This is a genomic window from Vibrio sp. 9-16B-A1, assembly GCF_056726165.1.
On the sequence record NZ_JBSDZD010000004.1, the window covers coordinates 195,073 to 215,061 of the forward strand.

The 19,989-nt window shown below is 48.4% G+C and carries 14 protein-coding genes and 4 pseudogenes; 12 read left to right on the top strand and 6 right to left on the bottom strand.

Annotated elements, in window-relative coordinates; translation table 11 throughout:
- Positions 1-76 precede the first annotated feature (76 nt).
- The 10 genes from ACVB80_RS08830 (at position 77) to ACVB80_RS08875 (ending at position 13,242) form a co-directional block, all read left to right on the top strand.
- Positions 77-2,059 (top strand): methyl-accepting chemotaxis protein, encoded by a 1,983-nt coding sequence (locus ACVB80_RS08830; protein WP_481081078.1) that lies wholly within the window; start codon positions 77-79, stop codon positions 2,057-2,059.
- Positions 2,044-2,907: a CheR family methyltransferase gene (locus tag ACVB80_RS08835; RefSeq protein ID WP_481080922.1), complete on the top strand. Its 864-nt coding sequence runs from the start codon at positions 2,044-2,046 to the stop codon at positions 2,905-2,907. Before ACVB80_RS08830 ends, ACVB80_RS08835 begins: the two co-directional genes overlap by 16 nt.
- A 9-nt stretch (positions 2,908-2,916) precedes the next feature.
- Positions 2,917-3,573, top strand: coding sequence for a chemotaxis protein CheD (locus tag ACVB80_RS08840; RefSeq protein WP_481080923.1), 657 nt, complete (start codon positions 2,917-2,919; stop codon positions 3,571-3,573).
- Positions 3,573-4,625 (top strand): protein-glutamate methylesterase/protein-glutamine glutaminase, encoded by a 1,053-nt coding sequence (locus tag ACVB80_RS08845; RefSeq protein ID WP_481080924.1) that lies wholly within the window; start codon positions 3,573-3,575, stop codon positions 4,623-4,625. Before ACVB80_RS08840 ends, ACVB80_RS08845 begins: the two co-directional genes overlap by 1 nt.
- Before the next feature lie 88 nt (positions 4,626-4,713).
- Positions 4,714-5,868 carry a methyl-accepting chemotaxis protein gene (locus ACVB80_RS08850; RefSeq protein WP_481080925.1) on the top strand — a complete coding sequence of 385 codons (1,155 nt, stop codon included), beginning with the start codon at positions 4,714-4,716 and terminating at the stop codon, positions 5,866-5,868.
- Positions 5,869-5,877: 9 nt separating this feature from the next.
- Positions 5,878-6,177, top strand: coding sequence for an STAS domain-containing protein (locus ACVB80_RS08855; protein WP_481080926.1), 300 nt, complete (start codon positions 5,878-5,880; stop codon positions 6,175-6,177).
- Between the two features lie 49 nt (positions 6,178-6,226).
- Positions 6,227-7,885: an ATP-binding SpoIIE family protein phosphatase gene (locus ACVB80_RS08860; RefSeq protein WP_481080927.1), complete on the top strand. Its 1,659-nt coding sequence runs from the start codon at positions 6,227-6,229 to the stop codon at positions 7,883-7,885.
- Positions 7,886-8,181: 296 nt separating this feature from the next.
- Positions 8,182-9,885 carry a DUF342 domain-containing protein gene (locus tag ACVB80_RS08865; protein WP_481080928.1) on the top strand — a complete coding sequence of 568 codons (1,704 nt, stop codon included), beginning with the start codon at positions 8,182-8,184 and terminating at the stop codon, positions 9,883-9,885.
- Between the two features lie 677 nt (positions 9,886-10,562).
- Positions 10,563-12,344, top strand: coding sequence for a DUF262 domain-containing protein (locus ACVB80_RS08870; RefSeq protein WP_481080929.1), 1,782 nt, complete (start codon positions 10,563-10,565; stop codon positions 12,342-12,344).
- Between the two features lie 325 nt (positions 12,345-12,669).
- Positions 12,670-13,242 carry a hypothetical protein gene (locus tag ACVB80_RS08875; protein ID WP_481080930.1) on the top strand — a complete coding sequence of 191 codons (573 nt, stop codon included), beginning with the start codon at positions 12,670-12,672 and terminating at the stop codon, positions 13,240-13,242.
- A gap of 129 nt (positions 13,243-13,371) precedes the next feature.
- Here ACVB80_RS08875 and ACVB80_RS08880 read toward each other — a convergent pair.
- From ACVB80_RS08880 to ACVB80_RS08890, 3 genes and pseudogenes are all read right to left on the bottom strand, one after another.
- Positions 13,372-13,566: pseudogene (locus tag ACVB80_RS08880) on the bottom strand (IS4 family transposase); the annotation flags it as partial.
- Between the two features lie 174 nt (positions 13,567-13,740).
- A pseudogene (locus ACVB80_RS08885) lies at positions 13,741-13,981 on the bottom strand (type B chloramphenicol O-acetyltransferase); the annotation flags it as partial.
- 58 nt (positions 13,982-14,039) lie between these two features.
- Entirely contained in the window at positions 14,040-14,402 is a 363-nt protein-coding gene (locus ACVB80_RS08890; protein ID WP_481080931.1) for a YbbD-related protein, read from the bottom strand.
- Positions 14,403-14,688: 286 nt separating this feature from the next.
- Here ACVB80_RS08890 and ACVB80_RS08895 point away from each other — a divergent pair.
- A pseudogene (locus ACVB80_RS08895) lies at positions 14,689-15,540 on the top strand (IS3 family transposase); the annotation flags it as partial.
- Positions 15,541-15,550: 10 nt separating this feature from the next.
- Here the strand turns inward: ACVB80_RS08895 and ACVB80_RS08900 are convergent.
- A pseudogene (locus ACVB80_RS08900) lies at positions 15,551-15,871 on the bottom strand (helix-turn-helix transcriptional regulator); the annotation flags it as partial.
- 659 nt (positions 15,872-16,530) lie between these two features.
- Here ACVB80_RS08900 and ACVB80_RS08905 point away from each other — a divergent pair.
- Entirely contained in the window at positions 16,531-17,127 is a 597-nt protein-coding gene (locus ACVB80_RS08905) for a tyrosine-type recombinase/integrase (RefSeq protein WP_069546410.1), read from the top strand.
- Between the two features lie 268 nt (positions 17,128-17,395).
- Here the strand turns inward: ACVB80_RS08905 and ACVB80_RS08910 are convergent, their stop codons facing one another.
- Together ACVB80_RS08910 and ACVB80_RS08915 are read right to left on the bottom strand one after the other, a co-directional pair.
- The gene (locus ACVB80_RS08910; RefSeq protein ID WP_481080932.1) at positions 17,396-18,901 is read right to left on the bottom strand and encodes an SgrR family transcriptional regulator; all 1,506 of its coding nucleotides are present in this window, start codon (positions 18,899-18,901) and stop codon (positions 17,396-17,398) included.
- Between the two features lie 9 nt (positions 18,902-18,910).
- On the bottom strand, positions 18,911-19,921 hold the full coding sequence (locus tag ACVB80_RS08915) for a Gfo/Idh/MocA family protein (RefSeq protein WP_481080933.1): 1,011 nt from the start codon (positions 19,919-19,921) through the stop codon (positions 18,911-18,913).
- Positions 19,922-19,989 lie beyond the last annotated feature (68 nt).

The window sequence follows — 19,989 nt, forward strand, 5'->3', positions numbered from 1 at the left end:
ACTTATGGGATTCTGGAATCGAAACAAAGAGCCGGAGGCGGCCTCACAATTTATTGCCGAGGCGAAAGATACGCTGATGCAGGAACATACGCCTGAGCCTGAACCACAGGGTGCGATCAGTTATGCTCAGCTTCTGTCAGCCCTGGATGCAGCGCAGACCGCGCTGATGATGATTGACCGGGACTTTAACATCACCTATGTGAACCGCCAGTCGCTGGCGCTGTTAAAGCAGCACGAAGAGTTGTTTCGCAGCGTTTGGCCGGGTTTCAGCGCGACCGAAGAACACCTGCTTGGCTTTTGTATTGATGCGTTTCATGCCAATCCGGCCCATCAGCGCCAGCTGTTGTCCAACCCGGGTAATCTGCCGTACCGTACCACGATAAAAATCAAAGATGTGCTGATTGAGCTTAACGTCAGCGCGATCATGGACGCATCCGGTACCTATACCGGTAATACCCTGGAGTGGAAAGACGTTACCCAAAAACGCGCCCGGGATGAAGAGATTGGCCGTCTGGCTTCGGCCGTGGAAGGCATGACGACCAACCTGATGATGGCCGATACCGATGGCATCATCCGCTACCTGAATCCGGCTCTGATGACACTGCTGAAAAGCCGTGAGCAGGAGCTGCGCCAGGTTCTGCCTGCGTTTGACTCATCTAATCTGATTGGTCAGAACATTGATGTGTTCCATAAAAATCCGGCCCACCAGCGCGGGATCATCAATAATCCTGACAGTCTGCCGTTCAGCTCTAATATCAAAGTGGGGTCGCTGGAGTTCAACCTTACCTGTATTGCGATGCGGGACAGGCAGGGCAATTACATGGGGCCGGCGCTGCAGTGGGTGGATATCACCGAGCAGCAGGATGGTCAGCGTCAGGTTGAGAACCTGATCCAGAAAGCCATTGCCGGTGAGCTCGATGAGCGGATTGATACCAGCCAGTACAGCGGCTTTATGCGTGAGCTGGGTGAAGGGATCAACAATCTGCTTGAAGCCATGGTGAAACCGGTCGATGAGTGTATTGCTGTGATGAGCCGGGTAGCGGAAGGTGACCTGAACTCCAATATGTCGGAAGACAGCAAAGGCGAGTTTGCCCGCCTGACGGAAGCGGTGAACACTTCGATTCTTAACCTGCGTAATATGGTCGATAAGATCACCACCTCATCAGCCCGGGTGGCAACGGCATCGACCGAAATTGCAGATGGCAATAATGACCTCAGCCAGCGGGTGGAAGCACAGGCATCGAACCTGGAAGAAACCGCTGCCAGCATGGAAGAGATGACCGCGACGGTGAAACAGAACGCGGCTAATGCCAAAGGAGCCAATGAACTCTCGGATGATGCAGCGAAAAAAGCGGGTAAAGGCGGTGAAGTGGTCGGTCAGGCCGTGGCCGCGATGGCAGAAATTAACGATGCCAGCCGCAAAATTGCTGACATTATCGGCGTGATTGATGAGATAGCTTTCCAGACCAACCTGCTGGCGCTGAACGCCGCTGTAGAGGCGGCCAGGGCCGGTGAGCAGGGCAGGGGGTTTGCCGTAGTGGCCGGGGAAGTGCGTAATCTGGCGCAGCGCAGTGCCGCTGCAGCGAAAGAGATCAAAGGCCTGATTAACGACAGCGTGGAGAAAGTGGACGAAGGATCCCGCCTGGTCGATGAATCCGGTTCTACGCTGAATGAGATCGTGGACGCGGTAGCGCGGGTTTCAGAGTTGATCACCCAGATCGCCCAGTCCAGTCAGGAGCAGGCCACCGGGATCGATGAGATCAGCCGCGCGATAGCGACCATGGATGAGATGACCCAGCAAAATGCATCCCTGGTCGAGCAAACCTCAGCCGCCAGCCAGTCACTCAAGGATGAAGGTCGCGATCTGCTGAACCTGATGAACTTCTTCTCGACCGATGAAAATGTCAAACGTCTGAGTGAACCGGCCGCGCCACAAAAGCCGGCACCAGCGAAACCGGCGGCAAATGTCAGCGAGCTTCGTCAGCCGGAGTCCGCGCCAAAGGTGGCCAACAGCGGCATTCAACTCAGTGAGGATGATGACGAATGGGAAGAGTTCTAGACCAGCGGGCTGCACCGGATGACGTGCTCGATGGCCGGGAGTTTGAGGTCACTCAGCAGGACTTTAAGTTCATTCAGTGGTTTATTCACAAGAATGTCGGCATTTTTTTGTCAGACAAGAAAAAGGCCATGGTGTATGGCCGGGTCAGTCGTCTGCTGCGTCAGCATAAAATGCAGCGCTTTGCTGAATACCGGGAGCTGATTGAGAGTGATGAAGAGGAAAAAGTCAACTTTATCAATCAGATAACCACAAATAAAACCCACTTTTTCCGTGAGTTACATCACTTTGATTATGTGGAGCAGGTGCTGGTTCCCCGCTGGAAACAGCGCAAAAAGCCGGTACGGATCTGGTCGGCAGGCTGCTCAACCGGTGAGGAGCCTTATAGTTTTCTGGCTATGCTGTCGCACAGCGGATTGCTGGAAAGTGGCTGCGATTTTCGCCTGTTGGCGACAGACCTGGATACCCGGGTACTGGCCCGGGCGAGGGAAGGGATTTACGACATGGATGCGGTGAAGTCGATCCCAGCGCGTTATCTCAAAGGAGCCTTTGTCAAAGGCAAAGGGGCGCGCGGTGGTCAGATGAAGATCAAAGCGGCACTGCAGCAGTATGTGACCTTCAATCAGCTCAATTTGCTGGCTGACTGGCCGATGAAGCAGAAATTCGATCTGATCTGTTGCCGGAATGTGATGATCTACTTTGACAAGCCGACCCAGGAAAAGCTGATCACCCGTTTTCATGAGCACCTTACCGAAGATGGGGTGCTGTTTATCGGTCATTCTGAAAGCGTGGGCAGCAAGACGGATCTGTTTCGTCACCTTGGTCACACCATCTACCTGAAACAGGTGTAGGAGAACGGGATGAAAGGGCGTAAGACTTCCGGACTTCATGATCGCATGCAGACCCATGCACAGCGGTTTAACCGCTTTTATCATCACAGCCACAAAAAACACCTTGTGAAAGTGATGCCGGGCGGAATTTACACCACAACAGAAGATGAGCTGATTTGTACCGGGCTTGGGTCGTGTATTGCTGCCTGTATGTGGGATGAAACCGTGCCGGTAGGTGGCATGAATCACTTTCTGCTGCCGTTTGACAGCAAATATGAGCTGGAGCACTGGCACCCCACCGAAATCATCTCTACGGCTTCACGTTACGGCAATAACGCCATGGAGATGCTGATTAACCAGCTGCTGGCTGCGGGGGCACAGCGTGACCGTATCCGGCTCAAGCTGTTTGGTGGTGCACAGATGCTCGGGAAACACGCCCTGATCGGTGACAAGAACATTGAGTTTGCACTGAGCTATGCCCACGCCGAGCACTTTGAAATTGATAAACAGGACCTTGGCGGCATGGTGCCGCGCAAAGTGATGTTTGAACCCCTGACCGGCAGGGCCTGGGTGAAACGCATCCGCTTTGCTGATGTTGAGCGCGTGAAGCAGCGTGAAGATGAATACGCCCAACGGCTTGATGTGGAGAGCCACCAGCCGCACGACGACGATGTGGAGCTGTTCTGATGAGTGACATAAAGCGTGTAATGGTAGTCGATGATTCGCCGGTATTCCGGGCGCTGCTGTCTGAGATCATTAACTCAGATCCATTGCTGGAAGTGGTGGCCGTGGCGGAAGATCCGTATCAGGCCCGGGAGTTGATCAAACTACACAACCCGGATGTACTGACGCTGGATATCGAGATGCCGCGTATGAATGGCGTTCAGTTCCTGAAAAACCTGATGCGCCTGAGGCCCATGCCGGTTGTGATGATCTCTACCCTGACCCAGCACGGTGCGGAAGTGACCCTGCAGGCGTTAGAGCTTGGCGCAGTGGATTACTTCCCCAAGCCAACCCTTAATAACCCGGCAGAGATGGTCGCTTACCGGGATCTGGTTAACGATAAGGTCAGGCTGGCTGCTGGTGCCAACGTGCGCTGGGATCATCGCCGCGAGCAGCATGCTATCGAGCCCTGGGTTGATTCTTCCCATTCCTGTCAGGTGATTGCGATTGGTGCATCAACCGGGGGTACAGAGGCGGTCAGAAACGTTCTGGCGGCGCTGCCAAAAGGGCTGCCACCAGTCGTGATCACTCAGCATATCAGTGCGCTGTTCTCCGGGCCGTTTGCCACCCGGCTCGACAGTTTCAGTGAGCTTAAAGTCATTGAAGTGACCGAAGGGCCACATCTTCTGGAGCAGAGTTGTGCCTATGTCGCACCCGGAGACCGGCATCTGAGCGTATTTGCCAGAGACGGGAACCTGTACGCCACGCCGGATGAAGGTCCGGCGGTGAACCGCCATAAGCCCTCGGTAGACGTGATGTTTGATTCCGTCGCTGAAGCGGCAGGCAGACACGCTATTGCCGCGCTGCTGACCGGAATGGGAAACGATGGGGCCAGCGGTATGCTCAGGCTGAGAAAACAGGGCGCGGTCACCCTGGCGCAGGATGAAAACACCTCTGTGGTATGGGGGATGCCGCGGGTGGCAGTTGAGCTGGGCGCAGCCCGCACCGTGGCGCCACTGGGCCGGATACCGGCTCTGATCTGTGAGGCTTTAAAACAGGATAGCGTCGTATCCTGAGTTTATGTCTATGATTTAAGAAGGCTTGCCGGTTACAACCGATACAAAAAAAAACCGGCAGATAATGATAATTGGCGGGGAGAGCCAAATGACAAATTCAGGTTCACAACGTGCGATGTTGGTATTTACGGGTCAGGGGCTGGCACTGCTGCTGGCCTGGTGGTTGTCTTCGTTCTGGCTGTCAGCTGTGCTGGTACTGGCGGCGGCTGGCTTGCCCTGGCTGCTTCAGCGAAGGGTGGTTGAAATTCATCAAAAAGCGAAGAAACAGCATATAGAGAGCAAACAGCAGGTGGGAAACCGGCTGAAAGGGCTGCAGGATCTGCTGGATAAAGAGACCGTCAGCCTGCAGGAAGCACTGAGTAATCAGCGTTCGGTCACCGAAGAGTCGGTGGAAACTCTCAACAGCAGTTTCTTTGGCTTGCAGGAACTGGCGGAAAATCAGAACTCGGTGTCATCGGATCTGGTGACTAACCTGCTGGTGAATGATGACAGCCGCTACAGCCTGAGTCAGGTGTTGCCCAAAACCGAAGAAATCATTTCTCACTATGTTCAGATCCTGGTAGATGTCTCTGAGCGGAGTATTTCCTCGGTTCACAGCATTCATGATATGTCGGCCAAGCTGGATAACGTGTTCAGCCTGCTCACCCAGGTGCGCGGGCTTTCGGAGCAAACCAACCTGCTGGCGCTGAATGCTGCGATAGAGGCCGCCCGGGCGGGCGAAGCCGGGCGTGGCTTTGCGGTGGTGGCCGATGAAGTGCGGGCGCTGTCGAAAAAGGCAGAAGAACTCAATGATCAGATCCAGCAGGAGATCAATGTCGCTCAGCAGACGATTAAGGAAGCCAATCAGACCGTGGGGGAGATCGCATCGATCGATATGACCGTCGCGATCGAATCCAAGGATCAGGTTGAAGAGATGCTGCACGGTGTTCAGCAGGTAAATGAAGAGATCAAACTGGAAGTGGATCGCCTGCGGGATCTGGGTGGCCAGATCGAAGGTCAGGTCAGCAACGGGATCCGCGCCCTGCAGTTTGCCGATATTGTCACCCAGCAGGGCGAGCATGCGATGAAGAGCGTCGTCAGCCTTGAAGAGCTGGGCGGCCTCATTCAGGCATACCGGGAAGAAAAACTGACTTCAGAGCAGTTTGTGGATCAGGTGGACGGGCTGATTGAAAAAGTGAAGCAGCGCGGCGCACCGGCGGCCACACAGTCTAATATTGAAGAAGGTGAAGTTGAGCTGTTTTAGGGGATAGTTATGTCAGTGAATACAGAAATAGACAGCAATAATCAAAGGATTACCATCTCTGTTGAGGGAGCGTTCGGATTCAATCTGGTGCATGAGTTCAGGCAGAGCTATTACAACCACAAGGATTACCGTTACGTGGTCGATTTTCGCAAAGTGGATTACATCGACAGTGCCGGGTTGGGGATGTTGCTCAATATGCACAAGTATCTGGGCCAGAAAGACGGCAATATCCAGATCACCAATTCCATGCCTCAGGTGAAGAAAATTCTGCTGATCTCGCGCTTCGACAAGAAGTTTTCGATTGAATAATGCCCGGGATTGTCTCTTTGGCCACAAACGATGTAACCCAGAGGATCCCATGCATATAGTGATTGTTGACGATCAGAAGACCAACCGCGAGATGTTTCGCTATATGCTGGCGGATCTCGCGGATGACATTACCCTGTTTGAAAACGGTGAAGGGGTAGTGGAGTATCTGGCTGAGCTCGACCAGTTACCGGATATCATCCTGATGGACGTGATGATGCCGGTCAAAGACGGCTTTGTTACCGCAAAGGAGATCCGCGAAACCTTTGGTGGCGTGCATATCCCGATTATTTTCCTTACCGTTCTCGATGACCGGGACTCCTTTGGCCGTTGCCTGTTCTATGGCGATGATTTCATCCTGAAACCTGTGGACCGGAGTACTCTTCTGGCCAAAGTACAGGCTCATTACCGTATTGCTACCATGCACAATGAGGTCAGCCGCCAGCGCGATGAACTGAGTCAGTTCCGTGAACAGGTCAAATACGACTACGCCATTTCTGAGTCTATCTTTACCAACCTGATGGAGGAGATGAACCACGAAATTGAAGGCATTCAGTTTGTTTCTACCCCAACTACGGTGTTTAACGGTGACCTTATCGTAATGGCAAACCGCCCCCAGGGCGGCGCGTACGTGATGATTGCCGATGCGACCGGCCATGGCCTTCCGGCAGCCATCTCTTCTATTCCTGCTACCCGGGCGTTCTTTTCCATGGCGGCTAAAGGCCTGGCGCTTGGGGATATCGTTTTTGAGATCAATAACTCCCTGGGGCGTTTTCTGCCAATGGGGATGATGCTGGCCGCCAGTGTGTTTGAGATAAGCGCCAACGGACGGGATGTGACCTGGTGGGGTGGTGGTCTGCCCGATGGCTACGTGATTGGCAGTGGAGGTGAAATTCTGAACCGGCTGACATCGCGGCACATGCCGCTCGGGGTGCTCAGCCCTGAAGAGTTTGAGGCAGACCTCACCATGCTCAGCATGGATGAGGGGCAGACCATTTTGTGTTACACCGACGGGGTGACAGAAGCGGCCAATGAGTACGATGAGCAGTTTGGTGAAAAACGGCTCAAAGAGGTTGTTAAGCAGGGAGGCGACCTTATCCCGGCGGTAAGCGAAGCGGTCAGTGAGTTTGCCGGCGGCCCCTGCCATGATGATCTGTCCATTCTGACGATGCGTTTTCCGGTGATTAACCAGAACCCGGAATGCCACGAGCTGGATAAGCCTTTTGTCAGCCAGATACGGAGTGAAGCCCGAATGGTGTTTGATAAAACGGCGCTCGTTGAGGCGAACGTGATGGGAGAAGTACGCCAGTTTATGACCGGCATGATCGCTGGTGGGCAGGACCTGGACCTGATCTGCTCGGTTCTGTCCGAGTTGCTGGCCAATGCCATTGAGCACGGTATGCTGGAGCTCGATTCTGAGCTGAAAGACGATGAAGATGGCTTTCTGATCTATTACCAGCAAAGGGAGGAGAAACTCAGAAATCTGACGGAAGATGCCCATCTGGCACTGGATATCGGCTTTGAACCCACTCCCGGGCTTTGCACCATGACCCTGGAGCATAACGGCAAAGGTTTTGATTATGAGCACATGGAAAGCTGTGATGATGACATGACTCATGGCCGGGGTATTGTGCTGGTTTCCGCTTTGTGTGAATCGCTTAAATATTCCGATGAAGGGAAAAAGGTGACGGCGGTTTACCGTCTGACCTGAGCCGGAAGGTAAACCTTTCTCCGGCTCAGATCTGACAGGCCCGGTTTTGCATAATGGCAGGCTTTAGCCTGCCATTATGCATTCTGCCTTGTGCTGTAAGCGCCGGTAAATGGTGCGATCCGGCGCTCACTCACTGTTTGGTGTATGAGCTAAAATTAAAAAGGTTCAAATAAAGTTTTACACTGTAAATATATTCTTGAGCGTGGTCGGAATTTGAGAAGAAAGTTACGTTAACTGCGCGCAGTTTCGTTACACTGATTCCAGATTGTTGTTGTTTTATTCACCGAGTGGAGCCTATGTGGAAAGAGATCGTCCGGTTATCAGATGATGAACAGTGCGTCATTGCGCAGCTGCCTTCCAGCATGATGGTTGACAACAACTTCAGCGAGGTAGGGCTGGAGCACGTGCTGAGAGACATCGGTGCGGCTGCGCTGTATCTCGATGATGAGGCGGTACAGAGGTTTGTGTTTGCCGCCAAGGAAGGCAAGAAAGACGCGTTTCAGGGTATCCAGGTTGCGTTTCGTAAGAATGCCGAAGTGACCGTGGTGCTCGAAGACAACGATATGATCGCCAAAATGGTGGTCACCGGCGCCTGTGGTGGACGGGGACTGCGTGGCAGTGAAATCGTGGAGGCCCTTACCAAAGGCAATGTCAAAAAGGGCATCAATAAGCTGGCGCTGAAAAAAGTGCTGGCGATGAGCCAGCGCGTTCCGCCGGGAGCGGAGTTTATTCAGGCCGTTGCGGTGGGCAAGAATCCGATTGACGGCAAAGATACCCGCTTTGTTCCGCTGGTGGAGGACGTAAACAGCCGTATCCTTAAACCTCAGGAAGTGAACAATGTCACCCATAAGGTGGACATGCGTAACCTCGGGGAGACCATCACAGTCGCTGAGCATGAAGAGATCATGCGACGCATTCCGTCTACCAAAGGCACCCCGGGTTTTACCGTGACCGGTAAACCTCTCCCGCCCAAGCCCGGGGCAGACAAATTGCTCAAGGAATCCAAGGGCAGCTATATCTCCAAAAAAGACCCGAACGTGCTGATGGCCGCGGTATCCGGCATGCCGATGCTCAAAGACAACAGCGTCGAAGTGGATAATGCCCTCGTGCTGAAAAAAGTCGATGTGGCGACCGGACATATTAAGTTTAAAGGCTGTGTGGTCATCAACGGCGATATTGAGCCGGGCATGAAGGTGCTTGCGACTGGTTCTATCACGGTGGGTGGGTTCATCGAATCGGCCGATGTGCAGGCCCACGGCGATATCATGGCAGCGAAAGGCATCATTGGCCGCCCGATACACGAAGGCGAAGATGTGGCCTGTGTGGTGCGCTCAGGCGGCTCTATCACCACCAAATATGCCCAGTACGCCAAAGTACAGGCCCACGATGACATCAATATGGCGATCCACTGTCTGCAAAATGAGATCCGCTGTGGCGGTAACCTGACCGTTGTGGATGCCAACGGGAAACAGGGGTCGCTTAGTGGCGGTAATATTCAGGTGGGTGGTCAGATCGTCTGTGTGACTCTGGGGGCTGAAGGGGGCGCAGCGACGGAAGTTGAGGCCTGTGCCCGTTATAACAAATACAAGCTGGGGATAGAAAAGCTCAAAGAGAATTATCGCGAAGCACAGGAATCGACCATGAAGGTGGTCCGCGCCGAGCTGGAGCTGTCCAAAACGCCGAAGAAAGAGCGTACTCAGGAGATGATCGATAATGTCATGAACCTTAAGAGTGAAACCAATGAACGCATGACGAAAGCAAAGAAAAAGCTCGATGCGGTCGAACTGGAGTTCACCCAGATGCTTGAGGCCAGCAGCATCATAGTAAAAGAGCGGGTCTACCCAAAAGTGACGATCCGCTACGGCGATGAATCAATAGTCACCCGCCGTCCCCATGGCCCGTCGGAAATCACGTTTAACCACTATGAGATAGAAATGGTCTCCATGATGGATCAGGACGCGCTTGAGGTGGATAAGAACAAACCTGAGAACAAAAAATAAGCAGAGCCGGCCGGCTCTGCTTTGTGGATTAGTCTGGACTGCATTTGTCTGAGACAAAGCAAGACGTCACCAAATCTGACAGATCCTCCTGTCGCGTTTTCCCCACTTCCTGTACCGGTTTTGATCCCGGTTGACTATGTAAACCATGTACCCAGTTTGCACAAAACAGGTTCTCCCCCTTTGCAAGGGGGAGTTAGAGGGGGTTCCACAGCGATCTCATATCGAAACAGCTGATCTTGAGCTGCCCCTCATCGACCTGCCAAATCCTTGCTCCCATGCTCCAGCGTGGGAATACATATCGTGCCTGATAGGTTGGTCTAACTCATTTTTGCCCCATTCTTATTTAGAGCATTGTCATCTTTTACTTCATCAAGTCATCATTTGACCTAAATTTACTCATGTAAGTAAAGTGTCTAGATGATCGAGAGAGCATCACACACCCATGTACCTTTGTGGTATAAGCCATAACGAGCTACAATCTTTTATGTTTAAGTGATTGTAAAGTAAAAATTATTTAGGTTATTATCGTTATTCTATTTCTTACGTTCAATTGGTGTAGAACAACAAACATGGTCTGCACTGTTCACACAACATCTACGGTTGACTCCAAAAATGGCTGAACAGCCATCAGCGCGTTGCCGAACTGAATTTTGAAACACGACAAGGTAGTAAATCACATGGCTTATGCAAGTCTGTCAATCTCGGATTTGATTAGTGAAATCAATAAGAACAAATATTACCTGCCAGCAATTCAACGTAAATTTGTGTGGCGGGAAGAGAAAATCTGTACCCTTTTTGACTCTATAATGCGTGATTATCCCATCGGCACCTTCTTGTTTTGGGAGCTAGATCAAGGCAATGCGAATGCCTATACGTTCTACGAATTTCTAAAAAATTATCATGAACGTGATTCAAAGAATGCATTGGTGAATTATAGTTTTCCGCACGATATAACAGGTGTCCTAGATGGGCAGCAGCGCATCAGCTCGATGTACATAGCGTTGCAAGGTATTTATCAAAGCCGCCCTAAGTACGCCAAAAGAGCCAAGGATTCCTCGTACCCCAAACGGGAATTTTACCTGAATTTGCTGGGCGATGCTGATGAATACGAGTTTTGTTTCCTGACGGAGCAACAAGCTGGTGAAAGCTCAACTGATCGCTATTACTTCCGGGTAAGGGACATCCTCGAATATACGGTGGATGACGACCCATATGATATCTTAGACCCACTACTTGCTCAAAATGACGATGGGGCAGCTCATCTTAACGCTAAGCGCAGTTTAGCAAGACGAAAACTCGACCTGTTGAAGCGAAAGATGTATCAACCCGATTTGATAAGTTATTTCAAAGTAACCGGCAAAGAGCTAGATGAAATTCTGGATATTTTTGTCAGGGTAAACAGTGGTGGCAACATATTGTCGAAATCGGATCTGCTGTTTTCAACCCTTGTTGCACACTGGGAAAACGGACGAGAGCAAATCGAAGAGTTGCTGGATGAACTGAATGGGGAAGACGGATTGTTTAGCTTCAACACTGACTTTTTGATGCGTACCTGCTTGTTCCTTGTCGACGCACCAATGAGCTTTAAAGTCCGGTCGTTTAACAAAGAGACCATCGAGGTCATTAAGCATCGCTGGATGGACATCAGTCAGGCGCTGAAGCGAACAGCAGTAATGCTCCGTGACTTTGGTTTTAATAAGAAACGATTGTCCTCACACTATGCAGCGACCCCCATTGCCTACTATCTACTAAAAGGCGGTGTTGTTAATCAAGAGATCAAAGGTCAACTGCATAAACTGGTGATACACAGCTTACTCAAGCAGGTTTATAGCGGCCAAGCAGACACGGCCTTGAATGGCCTGCGAGAAGGTTTGCGCCAAAAGGGGGATGAGGGTTACTTGTTAAAATCAAACATGTTTGATTTTGGTAAATTCAAGCACACCCGACTTGCCGGTGGTAAGAAACTGACCATTGATCACGACGATATTGACGAATTACTGGAACGCTCAAAAGGGGCATTTACCTTCATGGTGCTGTCACTCCTCTATCCTGATCTTAAATTGGATAAGGTGAACTTTCACCAAGATCACATGCATCCTGCATCCGGCTTTAAGTGGACAAAACTGGAAAGCATGGGGCTGGAAGAAGAAGCTATTCGCGACTGGCAGAGCAAACGCGACCTATTGCCAAACCTACAACTGCTGGAAGGTCAGGAGAATGTCGAAAAGCAAGCGAAAGCGTTGAATAAATGGGTTGCTGAGGAAGTCACAAATGAACCGTTATACCGTGACCAAAATTACATCCCTACAGAGCTATCTCTTCAGTTTAATGATTTTGAGGCATTTTTTGACTGCCGGCGATCACTGATGAAAACTAAGCTATGCAAACTTTTTGACGTGGAACAGCCAAACATGGTGGAGCCTGTCTCCGAAACTGAAGAGATCATCGACCCAGTCTAATGCTCCAAGTGGCAAGAGAGTAACTCTCATACCAAGATGGCGGTTAATGCATCTATTTACCGCTATTCATGACTCAAAAATGCCCCTAAATCATTCAGAGCTAATACTCTACAAAATCTAAGGGCGTGCGTTTTCCCTATAAAAGTTATCTGAAGGCATAGAGTGATCTACCGTAAGCGCGTCATAAACCCCGCATTCTAATCACCTATCACGAATAATAAGATCAAGTGTCCAACCATGAGGAGATTTGAAGAATTTTCTTGTTAATAGTCAGGATTAAATTTACATTAATTAATCGTGTTAGTCAGAGTTAGGGTGGTAGAGAATGGAAACGCTAAATTATCAGATGGATGATGAATCTATACAGGCACTACGATCCATCATAGGGCTAAAATGTAAAGTGATGGCGAGCAGTGAGGGCACTAGCTTTGAATCGAATACAGTTACAGTGACGAGCCTCTATTCTTTATTTTTCCAGATACCTACCGGTTTTATTGAGTTAAGCAACGATTGGTATACCAGCCCTCAAGGTCATGACTTTCATTTGCCTATTGCAAGATTTATTCATGAATTGAACCCAAAAGACGTTAAGGCAGGGCAACTTGAGGAGGTAAAGCTTTTCGAAGAATCTAAGGCAATAGAATTTATAGAAGTCGTTAGGTTACGCAGTCGTAAAGCAGTAAAAGAAAACTTTAAAGTCTTTATCCCTTCTTCAGAGGTTGTCATTTATGACTTTGGCCTCAACATTGTGCTTGTTGATGGCAATTGTATTTCGATCAAAACGGAAGACGATTTAATCATAGGTGAATGGATTATTTCTAATGAACCGATAGAGCCTTATCATGTTGAAGATATTTACGAGGAAACGTTAGAAACTCGTATTCGGATAACAAGATAAATGGCGAGCCAATGGGTAGATGGAAAACTCTTCTACCCTGTGTTGGGTAAGGTGAGGCACTGGCGGATCCCCTCATAATTCTGTCATCCCACAGAAGTGCGTTAACCGTTGATATTCTATGATTGCCCATCAGTATTGTTGCTCTCGAATGTGGTAGCGTCGATGCTTCCGCACTTCTCGCCCTAATCTGGGAATTGAGAGTACACGCCGGTGTTTAATAGTATTGGCCTGGAAGTCCCACTGCCATTTGGCTTGCATCGCGATTAGCCCATTCCACCACATAATGATTTCGGCCAGTAGCGCCATGAGCAACAAGATGTCGATGTGAAGACTACGGTAATACTCAAAATCTTTGCTGACTGTTGACATATGTGTAGATGGGTAAAGGCTCGGATACTGTCTATATGGGGATTGGTGACCGTATTTCAAGCAGTGGTATCATTGCTCAACTTACAGTTTTAAGTTCATAACGCGATAGTTCAGGCTTAATTATGATATTGAGAAATTAGGATTTTGTTGGTGTAAGAAAGGAAAAGTGTTGATCCAATCCGTTCTATGGCCTTGTTTCCTGCCATCATGAACACCGCGCCTGAGCCAACTAAGCAAAAGCTGCCGATGATCAGTTTGTCCACATCATTTCGCTCTGGATTTAGGTAGCGCACGCAATTATCAAAACCGTGGCCATGATAATAACCAGAGTAGCGGCTAGGCCGCCCAACGATGTATTAGGATTGGTAATTTTCTTTTAGATAGGCTTACCCGAAAATGGACTGTCAAAGTAATTCATCTTGTTCTCGTTATTTCATCTCACTGTGGTATTCGCTAAGTTGGTAACTTACCTTACCCGCTTCTTCCAGTGTAAAAATCCAGACACTATTGTCCGATGAAAATCGATATTGATTTGCGGTCTCTAAAAGCTGTAGCTGGCTAAGAAACTGCGCCATTTCTTTCTCTGCAACGACAAACGAACCTTGAGAGGTGTTGTTGTCCAGATTATTCGCTACCTCAATTTGCGTGGTCGACACAGGCAGAACATCTGGCAGCCACCCTCTTTCAAAGAGTTGATCCGCTTGAGCCTGCAGGTAATTATCATAGTGGCTTTGAACTATATCAGAGCAGCCCGATAAAACGAGGAGCAAAAGAAGAAAACGCGCTTTCATTGGTCTATCCATTTATTTCAGTGATAACAAGCGAGCAAAAATCGCCAAAACATTCAGCGAAATTATATAAGAAAAACGATTTGGCGTTTGTACCGCTCTGTCAAAGATTGGTAAGAACGATGTAGTGGATCGTTAATATGGCATTCTTCTGTTGAGCGTTGATAGAAGGCATTTTGGAACGACCATATCCGACAGTGTCTGTTTTCTCTATTCTCTAATAGGTGGTGGTTTTTCGGTGACCCTGATGCCTCTTTGTTTTCTGACGGCAAAACCAACCCACTCCTGGCAGAACTTTAGTGTGAAAACCTTGTGTCATGTGTTCGGTGTCCACCGCAGTAGTTATAGATACTGGCGTAGTCGTCCCAAAAGCGTCTCCCCAGAATTAGTGAAACTGAAAAGTCTCGTTAAATAGGTTCATGCGGCAAGCAACGGCTCTGCTGGGGCAAGAAGTATTGCCGATATGGTTACGGCACAAGGCGTAAAACTGACACGTTATCGAGCATCTAAGATATTGAAATCATTAGGGTTGGTAAGCTTCCAAACACCAAAACATCGTTATAGAAAAGCATCGCAAGAGCACGTGGAGATCCCGAACCATCTGTATCGCCAATTTGCCGTTACCTCGCCGAACCAAGTTTGGGTTGGTGATGTAACGTATGTCTGGACAAGTCAGCGTTGGATGTATCTTGCGGTTGTCATTGACCTGTTTGCGAAGAAACCCATCGGTTGAGCAATGTCTGTGTCCCCCGACAGAAAATTGACCGGAAAAGCTTTGTCTATGGCGTTTGAATCACGGGGTAAACCGAAAGGAGTAATGTTCCACAGTGACCAAGGGAGTCATTATACAAGTCGCTCATATCGGCAGTTGTTGTGGCGCTATCAAATCAAACAAAGTCTATCCAGACGAGGCAATTGCTGGGACAATAGTCCAATGGAGCGATTCTTCAGAAGCCTAAAGACAGAATGGATACCAGTATCGGGCTATCGGAGCTTTAGTGAAGCACGAGAACACATAACCCGATACATCACGGGCTATTACAGCCAACTCAGGCCGCATCAATACAATGGTGGGCTTACACCCAATGAGTCTGAACGGCTGTACTGGGAAAACTCTAAAACCGTGGCCAATTCTCCTTGACCACTACAACTTAACTTATCTGTTTAGCATACTGACCCGGAGTAATCCCCGTAGCTTTCTTAAAGTGGCGGTGGAAATGGCTTTGATCATGAAACCCTGCTTGTTGAGCTGCATGTAAGATTTTGTGCCCTTGCTTAATTAGCTTTTTCGCCATTCGCAATCTTGCTTGCACTTGATAAGCATGAGGAGGGAATCCATAGGCTTTCTGGAAGGCTCTTACCAAATGAAAAGGACTAAATGAAGCTAAGTTTGCTAGTTCCTGCAGTGAAACATCAGCACTGGGGAAATCATCTATGAACTCTTTAACCAGTTGAAGCTGTCGTTGCGCTTTGGGTGTTTCCTGAATAGTGACCAGTTTTTTGGGGAGGGTTACACTGCAGCCCGTTCTTCAATAGGTCGCTGGGTTAGTTGGTATACAGAATGCGGCATCGAAGGATTGGAAAGCTCTACCAGCGGGAGGGTGGTTCTTCTTTAATTAATTGATAGGTAAGTATTTCGAAGTCCCTATCGCTTAGCTCACATAATGGCAAATCTCGGCTGCTTGCATTCGTTGCATGTGGTCGATATCTTGATTCAATTTCATTATCGATTTGTTCATCACTAACGGTGTTATACATTTGAATTCTCTTTATTGTGTAAGATTGCTAACAGCGCTTATAAGTATTGACAATGGTTAACCCAGCTCATGTAGCAGGCTTCATCAGGGCGGAGGCCTTTGAGTCCTAGTGGTTAAGCTTCGTTATCATAGAATACCATATAGTTTAGTGGTGGGTTAAAACTGGTCGCTGGTTTGTAGTGGGAGAATGGAATGCTTTGTCATAGCAGTAGTTATCCAAGAACTCACAGCCTTTGGGAATTCATAACTAGCTTTTGTCCACGGATGATTCTGAGCACCCTGAACGACAGCGTGATCGATGGCTATCAGGCTGGAACAGTTTCAGTTTATAGCCAGACTTTATGTTGACCAATAATATCGAAGAGGAGGTCAACATGAGAAAGTTATCTTCGGGAAAATGCAGCGGCATTAAACGACCATTCAAGTTGGAAGAAATTTGGCGAATTAGAACTAGGCTAGAGCTTGAAAGCGACCTAATGCAGCTTGCACTATTGAACTTAGCCATTGATAGCAAATTAAGGGCAAGTGATTTACTAAGGCTGCATGTATATGATGTTTCTTCGCAAGGTGTAATCTATGAAAGGGTTCAATGCATCCAGCAAAAAACTGGCACCGACGTCCACTACGAGATTACCCCGAGAACGCAACAAAGTATTAGCCGATGGATCTACTCGGCATCCTTAGAGGCAAGCAGTTTTTTGTTTCCAAGTGGTCGCCGAAAAGGACAACCTATCAGCTACTCATTCTATCGATCGATTATCAGGAACTGGGCAGTAAAACTTGGATTGAATGCGGACTACTATGGCACTCATTCCATGCGCCGTACTAAAGCAACCTTGATCTATGCCAAAACAAAAAACATCAGAGCGGTACAGATTTTACTGGGGCACTCGAAGCTAGATAACACTATTCGTTACCTTGGAGTGGAACTGGAAGACGCTCTGAGGCTCTCAGAGCAAACAGACTGCTGATAAGCGCTGATACATACAGGCTTTTCTTTTCTTCTGAAAAGCCTGTGCCCCGGTTTCGGGTGATGAGTCATTAATAGGGGCTATTGAATCTTGCCTAACTTTCCCTCACCTGAAAAGAAGCTCAGTTCGAATTGCTAAGCGTTTAGGCAATTATTCGAGTAGGTAACTAAGGTCATAATAACAGAATTAATCCAACCTTCGTTATTGGTAGCGGAATGTCAATTATAAGCCCTTGTGCCTAAAAGCTTATCTTTAATATGGTCACCATTTACAAATGGCTAATCCACAACTTGTCTAGATTGCACCAACCAAAACCATTCACTTCTGCACCGTGTATTTTTTCAGAAACGTTCAAATTAAATACTTCTTGCTTGAGCTCGACCACTATTCCAGAATTATTTAACCAATATCGAAGCGCCAACAATGCGTCCGTCGCTAGCTCAAAGTTCGGTTCCTGTCGAATTGAAGCCAAGCTTTGTTCGATTATATCTAATATCTCAATAGGTAGCCTTAAGTCCTCAAACGGGAAGCGATAGAAGAAGCTTAACCACGAGGTAAAGGTATTGTTCTCATCAATAATGCTGCATATCGAGGCGTCTTTGTTGGTTAGGTAGTGTCCATATTCGACACTAACGTAGTTCTCGCTAGGAGCTGATAATTGCTTGAACAGGGTTTGGCATTCAGAGGTATCTTCAACATTGACCTCGCAAAGTGCTTTAGACAAGGCTGGGTTTTGAACTTTGAGAAACGTTGAACTGAAATTCTGTTGAGAAGAATACCCATCACCACTCACGGTAATCGTCTTTTCGGGCAGTTTCATGCATATATGATTCTGAGCGCAAGCTTTACTTTGTGCCCATTCAGGATAGACCCACAGCTCGACTCGATTGAGAATAGGTGTGTCGTGTGAATAAGCGCTATTGCGGCTCAACCTCAGCATTTTGCTCGAGAAAATGTCTAATGAGAAAGCGCCAGAACCAATCAGACGTTTGGTTGATGAGTATTCAAAAATCGAAGCCTCAGCTCTGGCAAGTGTGCGTGGTAAATGCCAATCAGGCTGATTCAAATTCACGACGATAACATTGCCTTCCGAGACAGAGACCTCCTCAATATGCTGATAACAGCGGCGCCATTTTGGGCTTTGAGAGAGTAGGTTGAGGCAGTGTGCTATGTCTTGAGGTTCAAGCGTTCGACCGTTATGGAATTGCACACCATTACGAACTTGGAATCTCCATTGCGTGGCGTCGTGATTTTGTTGCCAGTGATAAGCTAAATCACCACAGACTTTATCGTGTTGAACGAACGTTAGGCGTTGGCAAATTTGCATCACCAAAAACCGTTCAGTGCGTCTAAGGACACGTTGAGGATGAAGCTCCTCTAATTCTCGGTGAAAGGGGATATAGGCGACATTCTGTACCGATTGATTGGTACTGCTGAGAAAAGCTTGCAGTTCAGAGCCTGAATTTCGGCCATTGAAGCTTAACGTGTTAAACACTTGCTCTATGTTGCCTGCTTCAGCTTGGATTTGTGCGTATCGGTAACATGCTTCAATGGGCTCAACGAAACAAGTTAGTCGTGCTTTCTTTCTGCGGCCTGAACTGGCTTGCCATTCAATCCAGCCTTGCGCTGTCATTGCTTTGAGTAAGGTTTGAACGTGACGTTCACTTACGTGCAGCAGTGCGGCCAGTTGGTTGACTTGGCAGTGTGATACTCCAGGCCCGAAAGCCTGAAATATCTTTTCATACAGTTCCAGCTTGCGCTTAAGGTTGCCCAATTTGTTTTCCTAACGACGAGGTTGAGTTAAATGTTGATAGCCAGAATCAATGAGTGCTTTTTCCATCGTATAGAGAACTCGAGAGGTTATCTCTGAGCTTAGGATACCCGATTCAGTTTTGCCTTGAAGAACTAGCTCTGAAAAATGATCGATTTCAAACTCGAATCCATTCCCCTTCACTCGGCAGTCAATGGTTGACTTCTTTCCTTGATGTTCAATCTCAATACAGGTCGGATTCCACCATTTTTCTTGAATGGTGATGTCAATATCAGGCCCAGTCAAACGTGCGGTGCGAGGAAGATTTTGAACTGTTGATGCTGATATGGTGCCGCTAATGTTTCCTGAGAATTTAAAGCAGACATCGGTATCGACATTTGAGCCTTCATAAAGACACGATATCTTGACTTGAGGTTTTGAAGGGGTCACTCCCAGAATGCGGCACAAATCGTAGAAGAACCAAAGCCCGTATACACCCACATCGAGCGTTGCTCCGCCTGCTAAATCAGGATTGAAGATAAACAACTCAGGATCATAGTCATGCTGGTTGCCAAAGCTGGCTTCTATAGAATCTATCTGAATGTCGTTATCGACCAAGAATGATTTGAGCTCGCGATACGCGGGAAACACGACGGTTTTCATCGCCTCTAGTAACATCACGCCATTTTGCTTCGCGAGGGCTTTCATTTCAATCCAGTCAGCAAGGTTGGTAAACGCAGGTTTCTCGACCAATACGTGTTTGTTATTGCTTAGAAATAATTCGGCCAGTGGTTTGTGGTATGGGTGAACAGTGGCAATGTAAACGGCTTCAACGTTTGGATCGTTAGCCATCTCTTCATAAGAACCATAAGCCTTTTTACAACCAAATTTGTTGGCAAATGTGGCTGCGCGTGATTGGTCTCTTGCTGAAAGTGCATAGAGTTCACTATGCAGGCAGTGCTCTGTTAATGCCGTTGTGAATCGATTAGCGATATTGCCTAGGCCTGCAATACCCCATTTAATTTTCCGTTGCGTGTCACTCATCAGTTACTACTTCATTTCGTTGTTTTTTATTAGTGTACTTAGAGGTGTCGCTTATAAATAGAGAACAA